The organism is Myceligenerans cantabricum (assembly GCF_054777735.1).
In genome coordinates, this window is the sequence record NZ_BAAHAJ010000004.1 from 273,715 (window position 1) to 290,068 (window position 16,354).

General features: G+C 68.5%; 19 protein-coding genes. 5 read left to right on the forward strand and 14 right to left on the reverse strand.

What is annotated here, in order from left to right; genetic code table 11:
* Positions 1 to 178 precede the first annotated feature (178 nt).
* From ACYU96_RS03615 to ACYU96_RS03655, 9 genes are all read right to left on the reverse strand, one after another.
* Positions 179 to 1,288: a DUF3631 domain-containing protein gene (locus tag ACYU96_RS03615; RefSeq protein WP_460749139.1), complete on the reverse strand. Its 1,110-nt coding sequence runs from the start codon at positions 1,286 to 1,288 to the stop codon at positions 179 to 181.
* Positions 1,289 to 1,299: 11 nt separating this feature from the next.
* Complete coding sequence (locus tag ACYU96_RS03620) at positions 1,300 to 1,779, reverse strand: hypothetical protein (protein ID WP_460749140.1); 480 nt, start codon at positions 1,777 to 1,779, stop codon at positions 1,300 to 1,302.
* 20 nt (positions 1,780 to 1,799) lie between these two features.
* A complete protein-coding gene (locus ACYU96_RS03625) occupies positions 1,800 to 2,801 on the reverse strand; it encodes a bifunctional DNA primase/polymerase (RefSeq protein WP_460749142.1) in 1,002 nt (333 codons plus the stop codon).
* 83 nt (positions 2,802 to 2,884) lie between these two features.
* A complete protein-coding gene (locus ACYU96_RS03630) occupies positions 2,885 to 3,031 on the reverse strand; it encodes a hypothetical protein (RefSeq protein WP_460749144.1) in 147 nt (48 codons plus the stop codon).
* A 185-nt stretch (positions 3,032 to 3,216) separates the two neighbouring features.
* The gene (locus ACYU96_RS03635; RefSeq protein WP_460749145.1) at positions 3,217 to 3,660 is read right to left on the reverse strand and encodes a hypothetical protein; all 444 of its coding nucleotides are present in this window, start codon (positions 3,658 to 3,660) and stop codon (positions 3,217 to 3,219) included.
* A 2-nt stretch (positions 3,661 to 3,662) separates the two neighbouring features.
* Positions 3,663 to 4,817 carry a hypothetical protein gene (locus tag ACYU96_RS03640; protein ID WP_460749147.1) on the reverse strand — a complete coding sequence of 385 codons (1,155 nt, stop codon included), beginning with the start codon at positions 4,815 to 4,817 and terminating at the stop codon, positions 3,663 to 3,665.
* A gap of 3 nt (positions 4,818 to 4,820) precedes the next feature.
* On the reverse strand, positions 4,821 to 6,998 hold the full coding sequence (locus ACYU96_RS03645; RefSeq protein ID WP_460749149.1) for an FtsK/SpoIIIE domain-containing protein: 2,178 nt from the start codon (positions 6,996 to 6,998) through the stop codon (positions 4,821 to 4,823).
* On the reverse strand, positions 6,998 to 7,204 hold the full coding sequence (locus ACYU96_RS03650; protein WP_460749150.1) for a hypothetical protein: 207 nt from the start codon (positions 7,202 to 7,204) through the stop codon (positions 6,998 to 7,000). The genes ACYU96_RS03645 and ACYU96_RS03650 overlap by 1 nt, the downstream gene beginning before the upstream one ends.
* Before the next feature lie 13 nt (positions 7,205 to 7,217).
* Positions 7,218 to 7,502 carry a DUF6284 family protein gene (locus tag ACYU96_RS03655; protein WP_460749152.1) on the reverse strand — a complete coding sequence of 95 codons (285 nt, stop codon included), beginning with the start codon at positions 7,500 to 7,502 and terminating at the stop codon, positions 7,218 to 7,220.
* A 217-nt stretch (positions 7,503 to 7,719) separates the two neighbouring features.
* Between ACYU96_RS03655 and ACYU96_RS03660 the strand changes: the two genes are divergently transcribed.
* On the forward strand, positions 7,720 to 8,574 hold the full coding sequence (locus ACYU96_RS03660) for a GntR family transcriptional regulator (RefSeq protein ID WP_460749154.1): 855 nt from the start codon (positions 7,720 to 7,722) through the stop codon (positions 8,572 to 8,574).
* Positions 8,571 to 9,215, forward strand: a complete 645-nt coding sequence (locus tag ACYU96_RS03665; protein ID WP_460749156.1) for a bifunctional 4-hydroxy-2-oxoglutarate aldolase/2-dehydro-3-deoxy-phosphogluconate aldolase — start codon at positions 8,571 to 8,573, stop codon at positions 9,213 to 9,215. The genes ACYU96_RS03660 and ACYU96_RS03665 overlap by 4 nt, the downstream gene beginning before the upstream one ends.
* Positions 9,216 to 9,278: 63 nt before the next feature.
* Here ACYU96_RS03665 and ACYU96_RS03670 read toward each other — a convergent pair whose 3' ends face one another.
* From ACYU96_RS03670 to ACYU96_RS03680, 3 genes are all read right to left on the reverse strand, one after another.
* The gene (locus ACYU96_RS03670; protein WP_460749157.1) at positions 9,279 to 9,764 is read right to left on the reverse strand and encodes a hypothetical protein; all 486 of its coding nucleotides are present in this window, start codon (positions 9,762 to 9,764) and stop codon (positions 9,279 to 9,281) included.
* 19 nt (positions 9,765 to 9,783) lie between these two features.
* Positions 9,784 to 10,473 (reverse strand): hypothetical protein, encoded by a 690-nt coding sequence (locus ACYU96_RS03675; RefSeq protein WP_460749159.1) that lies wholly within the window; start codon positions 10,471 to 10,473, stop codon positions 9,784 to 9,786.
* 120 nt (positions 10,474 to 10,593) lie between these two features.
* Complete coding sequence (locus ACYU96_RS03680; protein ID WP_460749160.1) at positions 10,594 to 10,851, reverse strand: hypothetical protein; 258 nt, start codon at positions 10,849 to 10,851, stop codon at positions 10,594 to 10,596.
* 808 nt (positions 10,852 to 11,659) lie between these two features.
* Here ACYU96_RS03680 and ACYU96_RS03685 point away from each other — a divergent pair.
* Entirely contained in the window at positions 11,660 to 12,820 is a 1,161-nt protein-coding gene (locus ACYU96_RS03685; protein ID WP_460749162.1) for a hypothetical protein, read from the forward strand.
* A gap of 396 nt (positions 12,821 to 13,216) precedes the next feature.
* Here the strand turns inward: ACYU96_RS03685 and ACYU96_RS03690 are convergent, their stop codons facing one another.
* A complete protein-coding gene (locus ACYU96_RS03690; protein WP_460749163.1) occupies positions 13,217 to 14,509 on the reverse strand; it encodes an ATP-binding protein in 1,293 nt (430 codons plus the stop codon).
* A gap of 110 nt (positions 14,510 to 14,619) precedes the next feature.
* Positions 14,620 to 15,102, reverse strand: a complete 483-nt coding sequence (locus ACYU96_RS03695; RefSeq protein ID WP_460749165.1) for a MarR family winged helix-turn-helix transcriptional regulator — start codon at positions 15,100 to 15,102, stop codon at positions 14,620 to 14,622.
* A 64-nt stretch (positions 15,103 to 15,166) separates the two neighbouring features.
* Here ACYU96_RS03695 and ACYU96_RS03700 point away from each other — a divergent pair, with 64 nt between their 5' ends.
* A complete protein-coding gene (locus tag ACYU96_RS03700; protein ID WP_460749166.1) occupies positions 15,167 to 15,535 on the forward strand; it encodes a VOC family protein in 369 nt (122 codons plus the stop codon).
* 145 nt (positions 15,536 to 15,680) lie between these two features.
* A complete protein-coding gene (locus ACYU96_RS03705) occupies positions 15,681 to 16,313 on the forward strand; it encodes an STM3941 family protein (RefSeq protein ID WP_460749168.1) in 633 nt (210 codons plus the stop codon).
* Positions 16,314 to 16,354: the final 41 nt, after the last annotated feature.

Sequence of the window (16,354 nt, forward strand, 5' to 3'; positions counted from 1 at the left end):
GGTTCCGGGTGGGACGGGTGTGGTTTTGGGTGCCGTCCCACATCCGTCCCACGGATCGGGTGGGACGGATGTGGGACGGTTCGGTTTGCGGGTGCCGTCCCAGCCTTTTCATGCCGTGACCTGGGGTTTTGCCGGGGTGGGACGGCGGGACGGCGGGGACGGCACCCTGACTAGCGGGCTACTTGGTGGGGTGGGGGCAGTAGCGGTTCCAGGCGTCGGCGAAGTCGGCGCGGCGGTAGCCCTTGGCCTGTCCGGTCTCCAGGCGCAGGTTGCGCGAGACGATGTCGAACTCGCGCAGGAGGTCGGCGAGCTGGCGCACGGTGAGTCCGGACTTGCCGTAGGTGGGCCAGGGGCTTTCGTCGTCGAGCTTGAGCCGGTCCACGAGGGCGGCGGAGGGGATGGCTTCGGCGTCGGCGAACGCGGTGCGCACATCGGCCAGGAGCCGGGTCTGGATGGATTCCTTGATGTTCGCGTCGCGGGACTCGGTCAGGGCGATAGCGGCGGCGCGGGCGGCGTCGGGCCAGTGCCCGCCTGCGAGGTCGGCGACGGCGATTAGGGGTTCCCACAGGTCGGCGGGACGGTCTTCGACGGGCATGTCGGGGGTGGCGAGTTCGAGGTCGCGCATGTTGGCGCGGACCCACCGGTTGAGCTGGACGCGCAGCCGGTCCAGCGGTTCCCCGTCGCGGCGGCGCCGGTAGGGCGCCACGGTTTCGCCGGGGGCGCGGCGGCGCATGCGAATCACGACGGCGCGGGATTCGATGGTGTCGGGCATGGCGCCGATTCCGGCGAGGGCTGCCATGGAGAAGGTGGCGAGCTGTTCGACGGTGTTGTGTCCGGCGTTGTACCGCAGGGCGGGGGTGTCGCGTTCGAACCCGGCGTTCAGCAGTCCGCGCAGGTCCTCGTCCCCGGCGGCCTTGGCGCCGAAGATGGTGTCGGCCTCGTCCAGGAGCAGGGTGGGCGGGTCGCCCTGCTTCTCGGCGATGGACCGGTACACGGCCGACGGGGAGGCGTTGACCGACCGCAGCGGGGCGTGGGACAGGGCGTCCACGAGCTGCAAGAGCCGCGACTTGCCGCACGCTCGCTCGGGGGCGCGGATGACCAGGCGGGTGGCGAACGTCCAGGCGGGCATGGCGTGGGTGGCAGCGATCCACAGCACCACCCCGGTGGTGGCGTGGGTGTCGGGCAGGATCACGTACCGGGTGAGCGCGGCGCGCACCTGGTCCAGCACGCTGGCGCCATCGGTGGGGGGTTCGGGCTGGACCAGGGTGGTGGTGGTCTCGGTGGTCATAGCGGTTCCCTTCACTGGTGGGGGTCCTGGGGGTGCATGCGTCCGTCGTTGATCGCGGCGCGGTGTTCGGCCTCGGTCAGGTCGTCGAACCAGGAGTCGTCGTAGCCGTGCCCGTACACGCGGCCCGGGTCGTTGGGCGGGACGACGCGGACGCCGTAGATGGGGGTGAGGAAGTGGGCGCGCAGGGCGTCGGCGCGGTGGCGCAGGGACGCGATTTCCACGCCTCGGTCACTGTCGCCGGGGCCGAGGTCGGTGTGGCAGGCCGCGCACCGCCAGTGCTCGCCCCCGATGACGGGCGGGAGGGGTCGGTGGTCGTCCAGGACGACGGCGACCTCGATCCGGTCGAACATCGCGCCGATCGCACGGGCTGCCACGGAGCGCCAGTAGGCGCGGGTGCGGGGCTTGCGCCGCTCCCACGGGATCGACCCGTCAGGGCGGGTGTAGGCGGCCTTGGCGGCCCGTTCCAGCGGGGTGGGGATGGTGGGGTTCACCAGTGCTCTCCTTCGTGGGGTTAGGCGGCGGTGCGGGGGTTGTTGGCGCCTCGGCGGAAGCCGGAGCGGATGGTCTGTGCGGCCTCGGCCTCGGTGAACGGCGGGGCGCCGATGCCGAAGTGCACGGACGCGGCGGACAGCAGCGCGTCGTACGCCTCGGGGGCGGGCAGGGCGCCTCCGGCCACGAGCTGGCCGAGGGCGACGGCGGAGCAGAACAGGCCGTGATTCCGCCCGCCCTCGCCCAGCTCGCGCACCCTGCGGACCTCGCCGTTGACGGCGGCGGCGACGTACCGGGGCACGTTCGAGCCCAGGCGGGGCGTGATGTGCCGGACCGTGCCGGGCGTTGGCGGCGTGGGGGACGACGGCGCCAGGCGGTCGGTGATCCAGGCGGGCAGTTCGGCGACCTCGGCGGTGTCGGTGACCTCGTAGGCGCGTCCGCCTGCGAGGGAGGGTGGTGCGACGACGTAGCCGCCTCGGGCGCGGGTGTCGATCAGCCAGCCCAGGCGGCCCGCGCTGTTGCCCAGCTCGGTGCCGGGACCGGCCTCGGGGCGGCGGTAGTAGCGGTGCACACCACCGGAGGGGGTGGTCACGGTCCAGGTGGCCGGCAAAACCTCTCCCGCCTGCTCGGCGAGGTCGGCGAGGACGGCCTCTCCGGTGGTCACGTCTCGGCTGGACCAGTGCTCGGGGACGACGGCGCCGGGCTTGGCGATGTCGGTGTCCACGACCAGCAGCCGGGAGGGTCCGGTCGCGATCCCGATCCCGAACGGCCGCGTGGACCATGCCCGCGTGATGCGGTCGAGGTCGTTGGTGGCGCGCTGCTCCCAGCCGGTGTGCTCGCTGCGGCACCACGGGTCGGTGCGGTCGCACTCTGCGGCCTGGTGGCGCGGGGCCGCGGGCCGCTTGGTGCCCGGGGTGAGCGGGAAGACGTGCCAGCCGCTGGCGGCGTACTCCAGGGCGGCGGCCAGGAGGGTGGCGTGGTGCTTGTCGGCCAGCGAGCTACCGGCGTGGGTCGTGGGGTTCATGGCGTTGTCCTTCCTGCGGGTCGTGACCGGTGGGGCGGGTCCGGCGGCCGGAGTTCAGCCCGGCCGCCGGACTGGGGCAGGGGCTACTTGTTCTTGAGGGGCTTGGTGGTGCAGCCGGGGTGGACGAACACGCGGCTGTGGAGGATGCGGGCGTGGAGGATCCAGGTCTCGCCGTTGCGTCGCGGCTTGCCGCAGACCGGGCACGGGGTGTTGGGAGCGGGCTGAGCCATCGGGAAGTCCTCTCGGTGAATGCGGGGTGTTTCGGGCATGGGTGGGGTAGGGGCACGGCGGGTTGTGGTAGTGCCCGCCGTGCCCTGGCGGGGGTGGGGTTTCGCGGGGTGGGGCGGGTTTGCCGGTGGGGTGGCTACCCGGCTACTTCCGCAGAATCACGCGGTTTTCGCCGGTTGTGGCGCCGCTACTGGTAGCGGGGGTTCCGGCTACCGGAGCCGGGGTTGCCCAGGCGTCCGGTGGGGGCGTGGTCGCGGTCGTCGTCGGGCTCGCACACGCACTCCAGCGGGTACACGGCACCGCACACGCACTCGCCGAACTGCTCCGGGTCCTGGTCGGGCCACGACGCGGCGCCCTGGTCGTCGCCCTCGGGCGGGTCGCCGAGGGCGATGCGGAACAGGACCCCGAGCAGCACGGCGGCGAACGCGACGACGGCGAGCAGGGCGGCGACGGCGGCGAGGGTGTGCAGGTGGGCCTTCATCGCGGCGATGGTGGCGGCCGCCGCCAGGGCGAACAGGGCTCCGGCGGAGCTGATGCCGGTCTCGATCCCGGCGACCAGGGCGCGCGCGTCCCGTACCAGCTCGGCCGCCGCGGTCCCAGACTGGTCCAGCGTGTTGGGTGTGGTGGTCATGGTCAGTTCACCTCCGCGAGCACCGGCGCCACGACGGGCCGCGCGGTGTCCGTCGTGTCCGGCTCGGTGCTGTCCGGGGTGGTGTCGGCCGTGCGGGCCTCGGACAGCAGGCGGCGGGCGGTACGGTCGGTGACCGTGTGTCCGGCGTCCGCGAGGGCGGACATCGCGGCCGACGCGGTGGCGTCCGGCCGGTCGGCGAGCACGGCGGTCACGATGGCGAGCCGCTTCGCCTTGTCCGCCCCGGCAGGCCGCGCGGTGCGGCGCGCCGGGCGGGAGGTGCGGGCGGTGGTGCGTGAGGCGCGCCGCGCCTCGGCCGCCGCAGCGGTCCGGGCGGACTGTCCGGCCCGGACACGGGCGGTGTCGCTCGTGATGTCGGCGACCTCGGCAGCCACGTGTCCGGCCGCCTCGATCGCGTACGTGTCCGGGTCCGTGTCCGGGCCGGACAGGCGGACAGGCGCGGTGTCCTGTCCGGGGGTGAGGATCGCGGACAGTCGTGCCCGGTCCTCGGTGTGCAGGCGGGCCACGTCGGCGGTGCCCTCGCCCACGGCGCCAAGGGCCTCAACCCAGGTCGCGACCTGGCCGCGCATGGCCTCCGGCGGCACGGTCCGCAGGGCGACGGCGCGGGCGCGGCGGCGGCGGGCCTCGGCGGCCGCGAGGCGGCGGCCGCCGTGGTGCTGGGCGCGGAAGAGGTCTTCGGTGGCGAGGAACAGGGCGTGCATGCGGCGGGCCTGGCGGGCGCCGGTCCAGGACTGGCCGGTGGCGAGGTGGCGGTCTCCGATGAGGGCGAGGTGCCACATCAGGGCGGAGAGCAGCGGCACGAGGAACCGGAACACGGCAGCACCGGCCGGGTGGCCGATGAACAGCTCGTGCCAGGCCGCAAACGCGCCAGACGCGGAGGACAGCGCCCACGTGAGCGTCAGCAGTGTCCCGCCGGGGCGATTGTCCTTGGCGGCCTCCCGCGCCAGCAGCGCGACGGTGACGAGGGACAGCTCGAACACTCCGGCCGTGGCGTAGGCGGTGGCGGCGTCCATGGCGAGCACGTCGATACCGAACGCGACCATCGCGAGGTAGGCGCCCACGGTGGAGATGAGCGCGACAGAGACGGCGGCGGCAAGCACGAGGCCGCGTGAGCTGGCAGGGCGGGTCAGGGTGGTCATGGCTCAGTCCTCCGAGTCGGTGCAGTCCGTGGTGCCGAGTTCGTCGGTGATGTGGGCGCGGGTCAGGCCGTTCTGCACGGCGCCACGGTGCTTGACGCCCTTGGCGGCGATGCCGTGCGGCTTCACGGCGGCGGTCACCTGGGGACCCGTCCAGCCCTCATACAGGGCAGGCTTGTGCTCGGCCAGGCGCTCGGCGAGGACCGAGGACCAGATCTTGCCGTTGGGCCAGTCCGGGTCCTCGGAGGGCCAGACGGCGAGGATGTGGTCGAGGATGGTCGAGTGATCCTGGTCGGCCGCGATCTCCCCGGCCGCCTCCCCGGTCAGCAGGCCCCGTGCCTCCCGGACGGCGCGGGCGCGCTCGACGATCTTGTCGGCGAGTTCCCCGTCGATGTAGGCGCCGCGCACGAGCTGGGGGTCGGACTTCTCCCCGGCGAATAGGGCCACGCCCTTGTCTTCCTGGGAGAAGATCGTGGCCCGGTGCCCGGCCTTGTACATGGACGTGCCCAGCACCATGTCGTTGGTCGTCTGGTCGCCCACGCGCAGGGACATGCGCAGGGACAGCAGGGCGCTGATGCCGGTGGGGATGGCGTCCTTGTTCGGCCGCTGGGTAGCAAGCCACACCATGATTCCCAGCGCCCGGCCGCGGCGGGTGATGTCCTCGACCAGCTCGGTCACCTCGCCCCCGACGTCGGGGGCCTTGAATCCGAGCTGTGACTCGTCGATCACCAGCAGCAGCGGCTTGAACCCGTGCAGGTTCCCGGCCTTGGCGAGTTCGTCGGTGACCTTGGACTCCAGGGCCACGCTCCGGGGCAGGGACCGGATCACGGCCGCGCGACGCCGCATCTCGGCCTGCACGGCGCGCAGGTCGGCCAGCAGGGCGCGCAGGTCGTCGCCGTCGTCGCCGGAGCGGCACACGTGCGCGATCGGGGCGAACGGGAGCAGGTCGCCGGTGCCCTTGAGTTCGTGAATGTGCAGCTCGGTGCGCGGGTCCAGGGCCGCGGCCATGATCAGCACGCGCAGCAGGAACGTCTTACCCATGCCCGGCAGGCCACCGATGATGCCGTTGTTGTACATCAGGCACGTGGTCACCGGCCGTCCGCGCTGGTCCTGGCCGATCTCCAGGTCCTCGAACACGTTCGTCTCGCCCTTGAGGCGGTACTTGAATGACACCGCGCCCCGCTCCGACAGCGCCCGGTCGGCGATGTACAGGTTCAACCGGGACGGGTGGGCCTTGGGGTTGCCCTCGGGCCACACACAGTCGATCGGGCGGCGCAGGGCCGCGGCGAGGCGTTCCTTGCGCTCGATCACGTCAGCGGCCGTGGCGCCCGGGGGCAGGTCGATGTGGATCTCGACGCCGCCGGTCGCGGGGAAGATGCGCAGCACCTTGATCTCGGCGTTGCCGCGCTTGGCCTCCCCCAGCGATCCAAGACCGAGGGTCAGGAGCGCTTCCTGGACGACGTCGACGGTGAGCTTGGGAACCTCGGACGTGGCCGCCTCGGTGATCGGGGCGGCCACGCGGCGGGTGCCCACGATCCCGAACGCGGTCACCGCGACCGCACCAGCGAGTCCGGTGGCGAGCATGAGGCCGTCCTGCCCGGCCTGCGCGTTGATAGTCGCCCCGGCGACCCCAAGCAGGACACCACCGGCCGCGAGACCGCCGAGACGGGCACGCACGCCGTCCGCGTGTTCCTTACGCAGCGTCTTGTACTCGGCCGTACCACGGGCACCCGCGATCAGCGCGTTCCGCTTGGCCTTGTTCTCGCTGTCCAGCACCCACCGGGCCACGGCCTTGGTACAGATGCCTAGACCGAGCGTGGCCCGGCCGAGGAACCGGCCGAGGTACAGCGGGGACCGGACGCCGTGGTGCGCCGACCAGGTGGCCAGGAACTTCGCGTGCCGGCGGAATGCCGGGACGAACACGTCCCACGAGGTCAGCCACTCCGGCAGCACCGGAACCTCACGATCCCCCCGGTGCTCAATCACGCGGGCAGGGCGCGCCGCGACCTCGGCCGAGGGCGCGGGGGCGTCGATCACCTCGGCGGCGTCGGGTGCGGGGTTGTCCTCCGGCTGAACCATGCCCTGGTCCAGCGCGTCACCCCCTACGTGGGGGTTGTTGCCGTTGACCAGCTCGGCCAGCTCGGCATCCGTCGGCGTCCAGCCGTCATGCTCGTGGCCGCTCATCAGGCACCCGCCGCGTTCGAGATGGCCTGGACGAAGGAGTCCAGGGCGGACTGGAAGCCGCCCAGGATCGTCGGACCCCACGCCGTGGCGGCCAGGGACAGGCCGAACAGGACGCCCAACACCCAGGAGCCGACCGCGATCTTCTTGAAGTAGAAACAGGCGCCCGAGACGAGCAGCAGGACGACGAACAGAGACATCGTGACCATGGGTTTCTCTCCTTCAGGCAGCAGCCGACGCAGGCGCGGCGGCCAGGGAACGGGAACGGATCGAACGGCGGCCGCCCGCGTGGCGGAACTTCACGACCGCCACACGGGCGGCCGAGGACTTGCGCGACACCGCAGCCAGCACAGCCACGGCCTGACGGTGACGACGCACCGCGACCTCACTCGGACACACGGCCAGGACGCACTCGGCGTCCACGACCGCGCACTCGGCCTCGATCACCGGCCACTCAGCCTCGATCGCGGCCAGAGCCGACAACGACGGCTCGACTTCCTTGTCCATGGCTTCCCTTCCATCTCGGCGTGCTGTGAGCGGGATCGATGTCGCGCCTCACAGACCTGATGAATGGAAACCTAACAGTAGATCTGTACAACCTGTCAACTGATTGGATGCGGTGGACGCGACTTGGCAGGCGCGCCAGAAGGGTGGATGATCGGTGACATCCCAGTTGTTAGGCGGGAGCTAGCCAGTTGATAGTCTCTGTTGTGAGGTAGGTCACATGTCTCAGTACAGTCCGGAAGACGTCGGGGGTAAGAAGCTTGACCGCGTCGAGCACATCCTCAGGAACGACATCGAGGCGGGCAGACTCCGCGACGGCGAAGCGCTCCCCTCAACCCGCGCGCTCGCCGAACAGATGGGCGTGAGCGCTTGGACGATCAACAAGGCCATGGAACAGCTCGCCGCCGAGGGCCTCGTCGAAAACGTCTCCCGCTCGCGCCGCATCGTCCGCAGCGGCGCCACGACCCAGGCCGCGCCCAACGAGGCACCCGCACCGCACACGTTCCTGATCGGCGGCTACGCAGGCTCGGGCAAGTCCGAACTTGCCCGCGTGCTCTCGCGACTCACAGGGTCGGCCATCGTCGACAAGGACACGATCACGCGGCCCGTCGTCGAGCGGCTCCTCGAAGAGCTCGGGCAGCCGCCGTACGACCGCGAGTCTCCCGCCTACTTGGAGCACGTCCGCCCGCACGAGTACGAGGCACTCATGTCCACGATCCAGGAGAACGCGGACGTTGGTCGCGGGGTCATCGGCTCCGCGCCATTCATCCGCGAGTTTCAGGACCCGGCGTGGATCGAGCGCGTGAGCACGCGCCTCAATGCCGCTGGCGTCGGGCTCACGCTCGTGTGGGTCCAGACCGACACGAGCACGATGCTCACTTATCTCAAGCGCCGAGGTGCAGCCCGCGACACAGCCAAGCTCACCAACTGGGAGAACTACCTCGGCGGGGTCGATCTCACCTACCGGCCCATCGCTGAGCACGTCATCATCGAGAACTCGGCATCGAGTGAGCCGCTCCAGGGGCAGGCATCGCGGATGCTCGCCACGATCCGCGACGGGTCGGCGGCCAAGTGAATGCCGCTGACGCGATCCGCGAGTCTCGGCTCGTTGCGATCCTCCGCAGCAACGACACCACCCACCTCACGGCAGCCGCTGAGGTGCTCGCCGACGAGGGGGTCTGCACGATCGAGTTCCCCCTCACTCGGCCCGAGACGCTCGATGTCATCTCAACGACTGTGGCCCGCCTCGGCGCCGACATCTACGTCGGTGCCGGCACGGTGCGAACGATCGACGATGCTCAACGCGCAATCGACGCCGGCGCGAGCTTCCTCGTGGCTCCCAGCCTGTCCCTGGCTGTCGTCTCATATGCCCAGCGACGCGCCGTCACGATGGTCCCCGGCATCTTCACCCCGACCGAGGTAGACCATGCCGCCCAGGCTGGCGTCGATCTCGTCAAGCTCTTCCCTGCCAACTCGCACCGCCCCGATTTTGTCCGACAGCTTCGCGCACCGCTTCCGGACGTTGGCGTAATGGCAACGGGCGGCATCACCCTCAACGACGCACGAGAATGGCTCGACGCCGGGGCAGACGCACTCGGCATGGGTTCTTCTCTATTCGGCGACGGTCTCGCCACCGGCGACTTTTCGGAGCTACGCAGGTCGCTTCGGGTGTGGCGAACCATTGAAAGAAATTCGCTCGAAAGTAAACGAAATTAGCCGAGTGTGGTCCACCAACAGCCTGACATCTTTCTATGGCCAGATCTGAGCAAGCCTCATGGACTAGGAATCGGGCTCATCGTCGCCAGCTACAGGCCCAAAGGATAGATCGCCTCTGCGAAGCATGGGGAGCGCAACAGTGACCCCAACGCGCTGCCCCAGGTCGCTCATAGCTTGGCGAAGATAAGGGTATAACGCCATCAAAGCGACCCGGTCGCCGAACTCGATCACAACTTCAGGGGGAACTTCATCCAGATCCAGGGAGGGGTCGCAATCGTAGAAAGCGCCCATATCGGCAAGAATTCGACCAGAGGCGTGATTCAACAAGAATTCAACCCGATAGTCGAGCGCCCGTGGACGCCTTCGTATACCCGTCTGGACTCCTACCTGCCCTTCGCTAGGATCGATCTGTTCGTCACTTGAATCCGCGTCGCCGGAATCGCGCTTCTCAGATTCGTACTCATCGCGGGCGGTGGCAATGAGCTCATATGTGTGAAACTTGACGAGGTTAAGGCTTGCAGCCAGATCCTCGACCTTCACAACCTTCACGGAATCGTTCCCCATCTCATCAAAACTTCGACTTGCGGGCCGTCTTTAGAATAGTGCTGCCATCACAGATCCATCGCGCACCATCCCTGCCTTGGAATTCATCGGGGTCCAAATGTGTGGAATCCGAGTAATCCCACTTAAAAGCAATCCCATGCTGCCGCTCTGTCACAAACGGCGAAGGCGAGGTGTTGACATTACGCCCGGCAACTGGAATGTATACGAACAGCAAGGGGTGGTTCGCGAGCTGGCCGTTGAACCAGTCAATGCACGCATCGTCGACCGGGCAGGGCTCGTCCGGAAGCTCCTTACCAGTAGATTCCGCCCAGGCATAGACCGACGCCCAGGTCCAAAGCCGATTCCCGCCCGGAGTGATCGCACGAGGCCTCGGAAATCCATCGCCCCGCGCACCAGTCGCCCAGAGGCGCACGGCCTCGCGCGTAAACGAAAGCCGTTCGCTTATATCTGTCGCGTTGACGAGGTCTTCGTCAATACGCACAACGCGCGCGCCTGGTACAGCACGACGAAAATGGTCGAGCGCGCGCTGAACGGCTTCCTCGCCGGACTCTGCTTCGACTTCAAATTCAACCGAAACATCTCCATCGATTGATGACGGATAGACCTCGATGTCTTCCGAATATAGAGCGTCGAGCATGGCGGTATCGTTGAGATCTAGGCTGTCTACGGCTGCAGTGAAGGTGTAGACGGTCATCGCAACTCCTGTATGAGGGTGTGCGCCGACACAGGCGCCCACTTGTCAGAGTAGCGCTCGTGTTGGCATGCGCCAACCCCAATCCGGGGTGAATCGGACAGCGGGCCAGTCGTGACCCTGTCACCACTGCCGCCGGTCCGGGTCCTTACCATGCGGACACTTACGCGCAGCTTTCCATACGGCTCTTGCCGTATTGTTGGCTGTTCTATAGACGGGAACCTTGCACGGCTTCTCGACTTGATCGGTGACGTCGCCGCACTTGAGCCAGCCGCAGAGGTGAGAAGAGTCACCAACCTCGTCGTCGTACTGCCAGTCGAAGTCCTTCTTGAGGGACCTGATCGCCTTCTTGGCCTCGGGGTCGTTGGGGTAGCCGCTCATCTACCGCACGCCTCAGCAAGGTGTGGTAGCCCGTTCGCGGGTCGCCACGCTGACATCCTTGCTCCCCTCAGAACATGTCTCCTGGTCAAGGAGCGTACCGAGTCCGTGCCGCAACGAGCGACTCCCACGTCGAAGTGCGGTCGAAGATCACCCGACCTGCGCCGCGCTTGGGCTTCGGCAGCTGATCGATGGCCTGACGCGTCAGGTCGCGCGATGGGGCCGGCAGAAGGAGCCAGCCTTGGGCCACGTACATCGCTTGGTGCTGGCTGACGCGCACCCCCGCCATCCGGCGCCTCAGGCATGCGCGTCCGGCCCTGCCGACAGGCACGTCGGATCCCCCAGCACCATTTCGGGGGCGCGACCTGCGACAGCCCTTCCTGTGACCTGGATGCCGCCGGCCAGTACCACCAGCTGCTCGCGCGCCCTTGGCAGGTGTGTGCTTAGACTCGCCACAGTTCCTCCTAGTCGATTGACCCTGAACGAGGACGCTTGGCCCTCACCCCTGCCAGGGTGGGGGTCAACTCGTTCAGGACGAAAGCCAACACGACATGACTGACGTTGTCTCGCTCAGAACGGTGTTGTGGAGAACTTTCTGACTTCGGCCTGCACGGGTTCGACGTCGCCCAACAGCCGCTCACCTCACGAGCGGCCGCCATCGAGGCATGCGGGGCCTCAGCCTCGTCCCGCTTGGTGCTGGCTGACGCGCACCCCCGCCATCCGGCACCTCGGGCTGAGGCAGGTGGAGGTGCCGCCCCGGGAACGGGAAACGGGTCGCCTTGCAGCGATCCCGCCTGGCATTCTGTGAGGCGTGTCGACCACGGAAGAGACAGCAGGTGCGCGTCTGTCTAAGACGGCGCTGCGAGACTTCGGCCCGCCTTTACCTCACGATGAGCGCAACTACGGCCTGCCGTCGTACCGCGTGACCCTGCTGCCGCAGGAGGCCCCGATCCCGGTGTTGTTGCGCCACGCTCTGACCCTGATTGGGATACCCCATAGCGGGCCTGGCGAGAAGGTGGCGTGGTGGGTGTCGTTCACATACAAGGGGTACCCCTGCGAACTCGCCCACCAGAAGTTCGGCCTTCGACTGCGCATCGGTGGCGACGGCCTCACTGAAGCACAAGCTGAACGCCTCCTGGCCGCGATGCACAAGAAACTAACGTCCGCCGTCAGGACCGTGGAAGAGCTGCTGACCGAGACAGCGAGCGACACTCTCAACGCTGGCAACGTCACCGTCGTCAATCAACACAGGCAGCTACGCAGGGCCTACGACTACTTCCGCGAGAGGGCAACCAACCCTGACGTGGTCGATGACGTGTACAAGACCGGAGAAAGCGACTCCGGCACCTGGTCGTCTTTCCTGCTGGGCCGCAACGTTATGGCGTTGAACGCTTCCCACGACCTCGTGGCCGCCATTTCTGCGTTTGTGAGTTCCCTTGAGCACGACTTCGTCCTTGCTCTGCCTTTTCTCGACTTTGCCCCTGAGACGGATGACCTGACCAAGATCATCGGGGACCGGTGGGGCGAGAAATGGCGGCGCGTGGTCGGACATTCGGACCCGGAGGCGGTCCGTCTACGGGAGCGACTGGTCGAGATCGTCGAGCGGTGGCGCAATCCCTACTCACACGGCGGTTTCGAGAAGGGGCATGGCGCAACTATCTACCTGCACACGCCGGGCCTTGGCGCGCTGCCCGTCGGACTAACAGGCGTCCGTGAGAGCCCGCTGTTTTCGCTCCACGCTGTATCCGAAACGGACATCAAAGGAGTCTTCACCCTATTCGACGAGATTGACGCATACCTAGCCAAGACCTTTCCTCACGCATTGGAGTGGATCGAGTCAGGACTCGATGTCCGGTTCGATGCCGAGTTCATGGCTCAGGTGGTGAGGTGCACCAAGTCTCGGGGAAGCCTGGAGAAGTTGATCGACGAGCACGGCTACCGCCAGGACATGATCACGAACATGGACTACTAGCAGACCGGCCCGATCCAGCAGCTTCCACACGTCCGGGTTGCTGGCCTAACTGCTGGCCCATGGAGACGACCAGGCCCGGACAGCCCTGTACGGATCCGAACAGTTCGGCGCCGAGTTGACCCGACGGGGTGAGCGGGTAGGCGACCGACTTTGGCTCCGGAGCAGAAGGTCGGGGGTTCGAATCCCTTCAGGCGCACCGACAGCAACAGGCCGTGACCAGCCGAAACGCTGGGCACGGCCTGTTGCTCCCCCGGCGGGTGACGGCTTGGGCGGCCTCTGCTGGCCCAGCCGCTGGCCAGGCACTCGCTACGGCGTGCCGCACGCCGGGCCCTTCGCTCGCACGGCGGCCTGTCTCGTGGGCAGCAGCGTGTCGCGGTCGACGGCGCACCGCCCCCCCTACGGACCCAGGAGGGCAAGCGGAATCACCGCGATGCCGTCCTGCTCTCGGCGGTAGGCCCACCGGCCCGTCGTGATCACGCCGGCGTCGATGAGATCGTCTCCGAGCTCTCGCTGCAGCCAGCGCAGATGCTTCAGGTCGGAGTCTCCGGGGTGCGCCTTGAGCTTGACCTCGAACGCGGCGACCCTGCCGTCGCGACGCTCCACGATCAGGTCGACCTCGTGATCGCCGTTCTTCGTCCGCAGGTGGCTGACCCGGGCATCGGACGCCTCCGCGTAGACCTGGACACTCAGGGCCGCCAGGTGCTCGAACAGCGCCCCCAGCATGACGGCGTCCCGACGGTTGCCGCCGTCGTCGGCTCTCAGCAGCGCGTGCTCGCCGAGGCCGAGCAACGAGGCAGCCAGTGCCGGGTCGGCAAGCCGATGCTTCGGGCTCTGGGTGAGCCTGTCGAGGTGGTTCCGGACCGGAAGCCATGCGGGAAGCGGGTCGAGCTGCCACAGCTGCTCGAGAACGTCACGGTAGACGGTCGTGGTTGTCCGGCTCGGCTTGTCGGTGACGCCTGAGGTCGCGGCGTCGAGGATCTGGGTGTAGCTCGTCGCTGACGACGTCGCGGCCGCATAGGCGGTCAGCCATGCCTTCAACGTCGCGGGCCTGCGCACCGGATAGCCGTGCTCAGCGAACTCACGCTGGACGATGTTGTCCACGTAGGCATCGAGCCGCCTTCGGCGAACGCGTGGTGCGAGCCGGCGGATGTCCGGGAAGCCCGAGGCCACGATCTCGCGCACGTACTCCGCGAGCGCCACTCCGGTCTCTCCCCTCACCTCTGCCACGCCGTCGAGCATCGTCGCCAGGCTGACGGCCGGGGCTTCGATCTGCCGCTCGAAGACGCTCAGCGGGCGCATCCGCACGTCGATGAACCTGCCGGCGCCGGAGTGCACCGTGACGCCTCGCGGCGTGGTGGCACTTCCGGTCAGGATGTAGGCCCCCGGCGGCGCACCGTCGTCCACGGCCCGCCGCACGTAGTCCCAGGACTCGGGCATGCGCTGCCACTCGTCCACCAGCAGCGGCAGCTCCAGGAAGGTCAGCAGGCCAGGGTCCGCCTCAAGCCGGATCCTGTCCCCGAGCAGGTCGAACGAGACGACGCTGTGCGCACGCTGCGTGGCCGTGAGGGTCTTGCCCACACCTTTGGGTCCCTTGATCGCTATCGCGGGCGATTCCGGCTGGAACTCATCGAGGAAATCGTCGACGACACGCCTTTGGTAGCTTACGCCGCTGTACCGGGTGGCGATCATCTACTGAACCTTTGGCCACGTGTCTACTGTACCGTTCGACATCTTTTCACTGTACGTCTGGACACCATGCCCGGTCCACCGGAAAGCGGCGCGACGCGCACCGACGCGAGCTACGCACCGCCTCCGTCGCTCTCCCCGCCCGTTTCGCCGTCACCGCGCAGCGCACGGATCATGCTCTGCAGCGTCCGGAACGCGTCCGACTGCTCGGTCTCGGTCATGCCAGCCAGCATCCTGACCTCGACGGACCGGACCGCCACGGTCGCCTCCTCGAGGCTCCGCCGGCCGCGAGGCGTGAGCCGCGCGGGAAGAGCCTTGCCGACGGGCGCCGCCGCGGGCCTGGTCACGTACCCGTCTCGCTCCAGGGCCTGGAGCAGCACGTTCATCGTCTGCCGGGTCACGAAGGCGCCCCGCGCGAGCTCGGAGTTCGACAGGCCCGGTCGCTGAGCCAGCAGCTCGAGGCAGGAGTAGTGGGTCACGCTCATCCCGAGCGGCCGCAGCACCTCCTCCATGGCCGCGCGCAGTGCGCTCGACGCCTCTTTCAGCAGGTAGCCCAGTGACGTCTCCAGATCGATGCCGTCGCGGTCTTGACTCATGTCAGTATTCTGACATACGTTGCCTCGTGTCAGAAGACTGACACGCAATGGAAGGAGCAGCACCATGCCCGCCACCGGTCCCGACTTCATCTCGCTCCAGGCACACGACCTCGACGCCTCGCAGGCGTTCTACGAGCACTACCTCGGCCTCGTCCGCTCACCAACCGGGCCTCCGCACGCCGTCGTCTTCGAGACGAAGCCGATCGCGTTCGCACTCCGCGACGTCGTTCCCGGCACCGATCTCGCCTCGGTCACCCAGCCCGGTATCGGCGCCGCGATCTGGCTCCACGCCACGGACGTCCAGGCCATCCACGACGCGCTCGTCGCCGACGGCCACACCATCACCTCCGCACCGGTCGACGGCCCCTTCGGCCGGGCCTTCACCTTCGCCGACCCCGACGGCTACCAGGTGACCCTGCACGACCGCGCCTGACGAGTCCCGGTGCCGGCCGGCCACCCGCCGCCGGTCGCCGACCCGGCCCGTTTCGACGGCGCCGAGTCCGGCCGGACGTCACGACGGGCACCTGCTGCGTGTACGGCGTCGCACCGATGACCGGGATGCCGGTATCGTCCGCCCCATGCCCGATGCGATGGTGCCCGACGACACGGCAAGCACGTCCGTGACACCCGACTCCGCCTCTCCCGCGAACGACTCCCCGGCGACCGACTCCTCCGTGGCCGGCGGCGCCGTCGAGCTGTTCCCGTCGCGCGGCCACGCCGCGGCCCTGGCGGTCACCGCGATCGTCGTCGCGATCCTCTGCGGCGTGGCCGACATCATCGGGTTCAACGCCGCGCAGACCGACCCGTCGACGCTCGCGATCGTCGTCACCTGCGCCGGGGCTGTCGGCGCGCTGATGGCGATCGGCGCCGCGATGATCGCCCTGCGGCGCATGCTCGTCGCCCGCTGGCCCGTCCTGATCGTCGACGACGAGGGCTTCACCGACTGGCTGCCCAACCTCGGCGTCGAACGCGTCGAGTGGCCGGAGGTCACCGGGATCCGGGACGCGAGCCTCGCCGGGCGCCCGGTGGTCGCGGTCGACGTCGTCGACCCCCACGCGGTCATCAAGCGGCAGCGCACGCCCGTGCGGCGTGTGGCCGCGGCGACCAACCTCCGGCTCGCCGGGACGCCGGTGGTGCTGAAGCCCGGCAGCATCGACGCGTCCGCGGAACGGATCACGGCGGTCCTCGCACCGCACGTCCCCGGCCGGTAGACAAGGCTTGACACCGCTTGTGTAGACTTCCTCACAACACC

Coding starts and splice junctions, on each gene's coding strand:
- ACYU96_RS03615 (WP_460749139.1), bottom strand. CDS start 1,288: ATGACCACCGAGACCACCACCACCCTGGTCCAGCCCGAACCCCCCACC.
- ACYU96_RS03625 (WP_460749142.1), bottom strand. CDS start 2,801: ATGAACCCCACGACCCACGCCGGTAGCTCGCTGGCCGACAAGCACCAC.
- ACYU96_RS03630 (WP_460749144.1), bottom strand. CDS start 3,031: ATGGCTCAGCCCGCTCCCAACACCCCGTGCCCGGTCTGCGGCAAGCCG.
- ACYU96_RS03635 (WP_460749145.1), bottom strand. CDS start 3,660: ATGACCACCACACCCAACACGCTGGACCAGTCTGGGACCGCGGCGGCC.
- ACYU96_RS03640 (WP_460749147.1), bottom strand. CDS start 4,817: ATGACCACCCTGACCCGCCCTGCCAGCTCACGCGGCCTCGTGCTTGCC.
- ACYU96_RS03645 (WP_460749149.1), bottom strand. CDS start 6,998: ATGAGCGGCCACGAGCATGACGGCTGGACGCCGACGGATGCCGAGCTG.
- ACYU96_RS03650 (WP_460749150.1), bottom strand. CDS start 7,204: ATGGTCACGATGTCTCTGTTCGTCGTCCTGCTGCTCGTCTCGGGCGCC.
- ACYU96_RS03655 (WP_460749152.1), bottom strand. CDS start 7,502: ATGGACAAGGAAGTCGAGCCGTCGTTGTCGGCTCTGGCCGCGATCGAG.
- ACYU96_RS03660 (WP_460749154.1), top strand. CDS start 7,720: ATGTCTCAGTACAGTCCGGAAGACGTCGGGGGTAAGAAGCTTGACCGC.
- ACYU96_RS03675 (WP_460749159.1), bottom strand. CDS start 10,473: ATGACCGTCTACACCTTCACTGCAGCCGTAGACAGCCTAGATCTCAAC.
- ACYU96_RS03680 (WP_460749160.1), bottom strand. CDS start 10,851: ATGAGCGGCTACCCCAACGACCCCGAGGCCAAGAAGGCGATCAGGTCC.
- ACYU96_RS03690 (WP_460749163.1), bottom strand. CDS start 14,509: ATGATCGCCACCCGGTACAGCGGCGTAAGCTACCAAAGGCGTGTCGTC.
- ACYU96_RS03695 (WP_460749165.1), bottom strand. CDS start 15,102: ATGAGTCAAGACCGCGACGGCATCGATCTGGAGACGTCACTGGGCTAC.
- ACYU96_RS03700 (WP_460749166.1), top strand. CDS start 15,167: ATGCCCGCCACCGGTCCCGACTTCATCTCGCTCCAGGCACACGACCTC.
- ACYU96_RS03705 (WP_460749168.1), top strand. CDS start 15,681: ATGCCCGATGCGATGGTGCCCGACGACACGGCAAGCACGTCCGTGACA.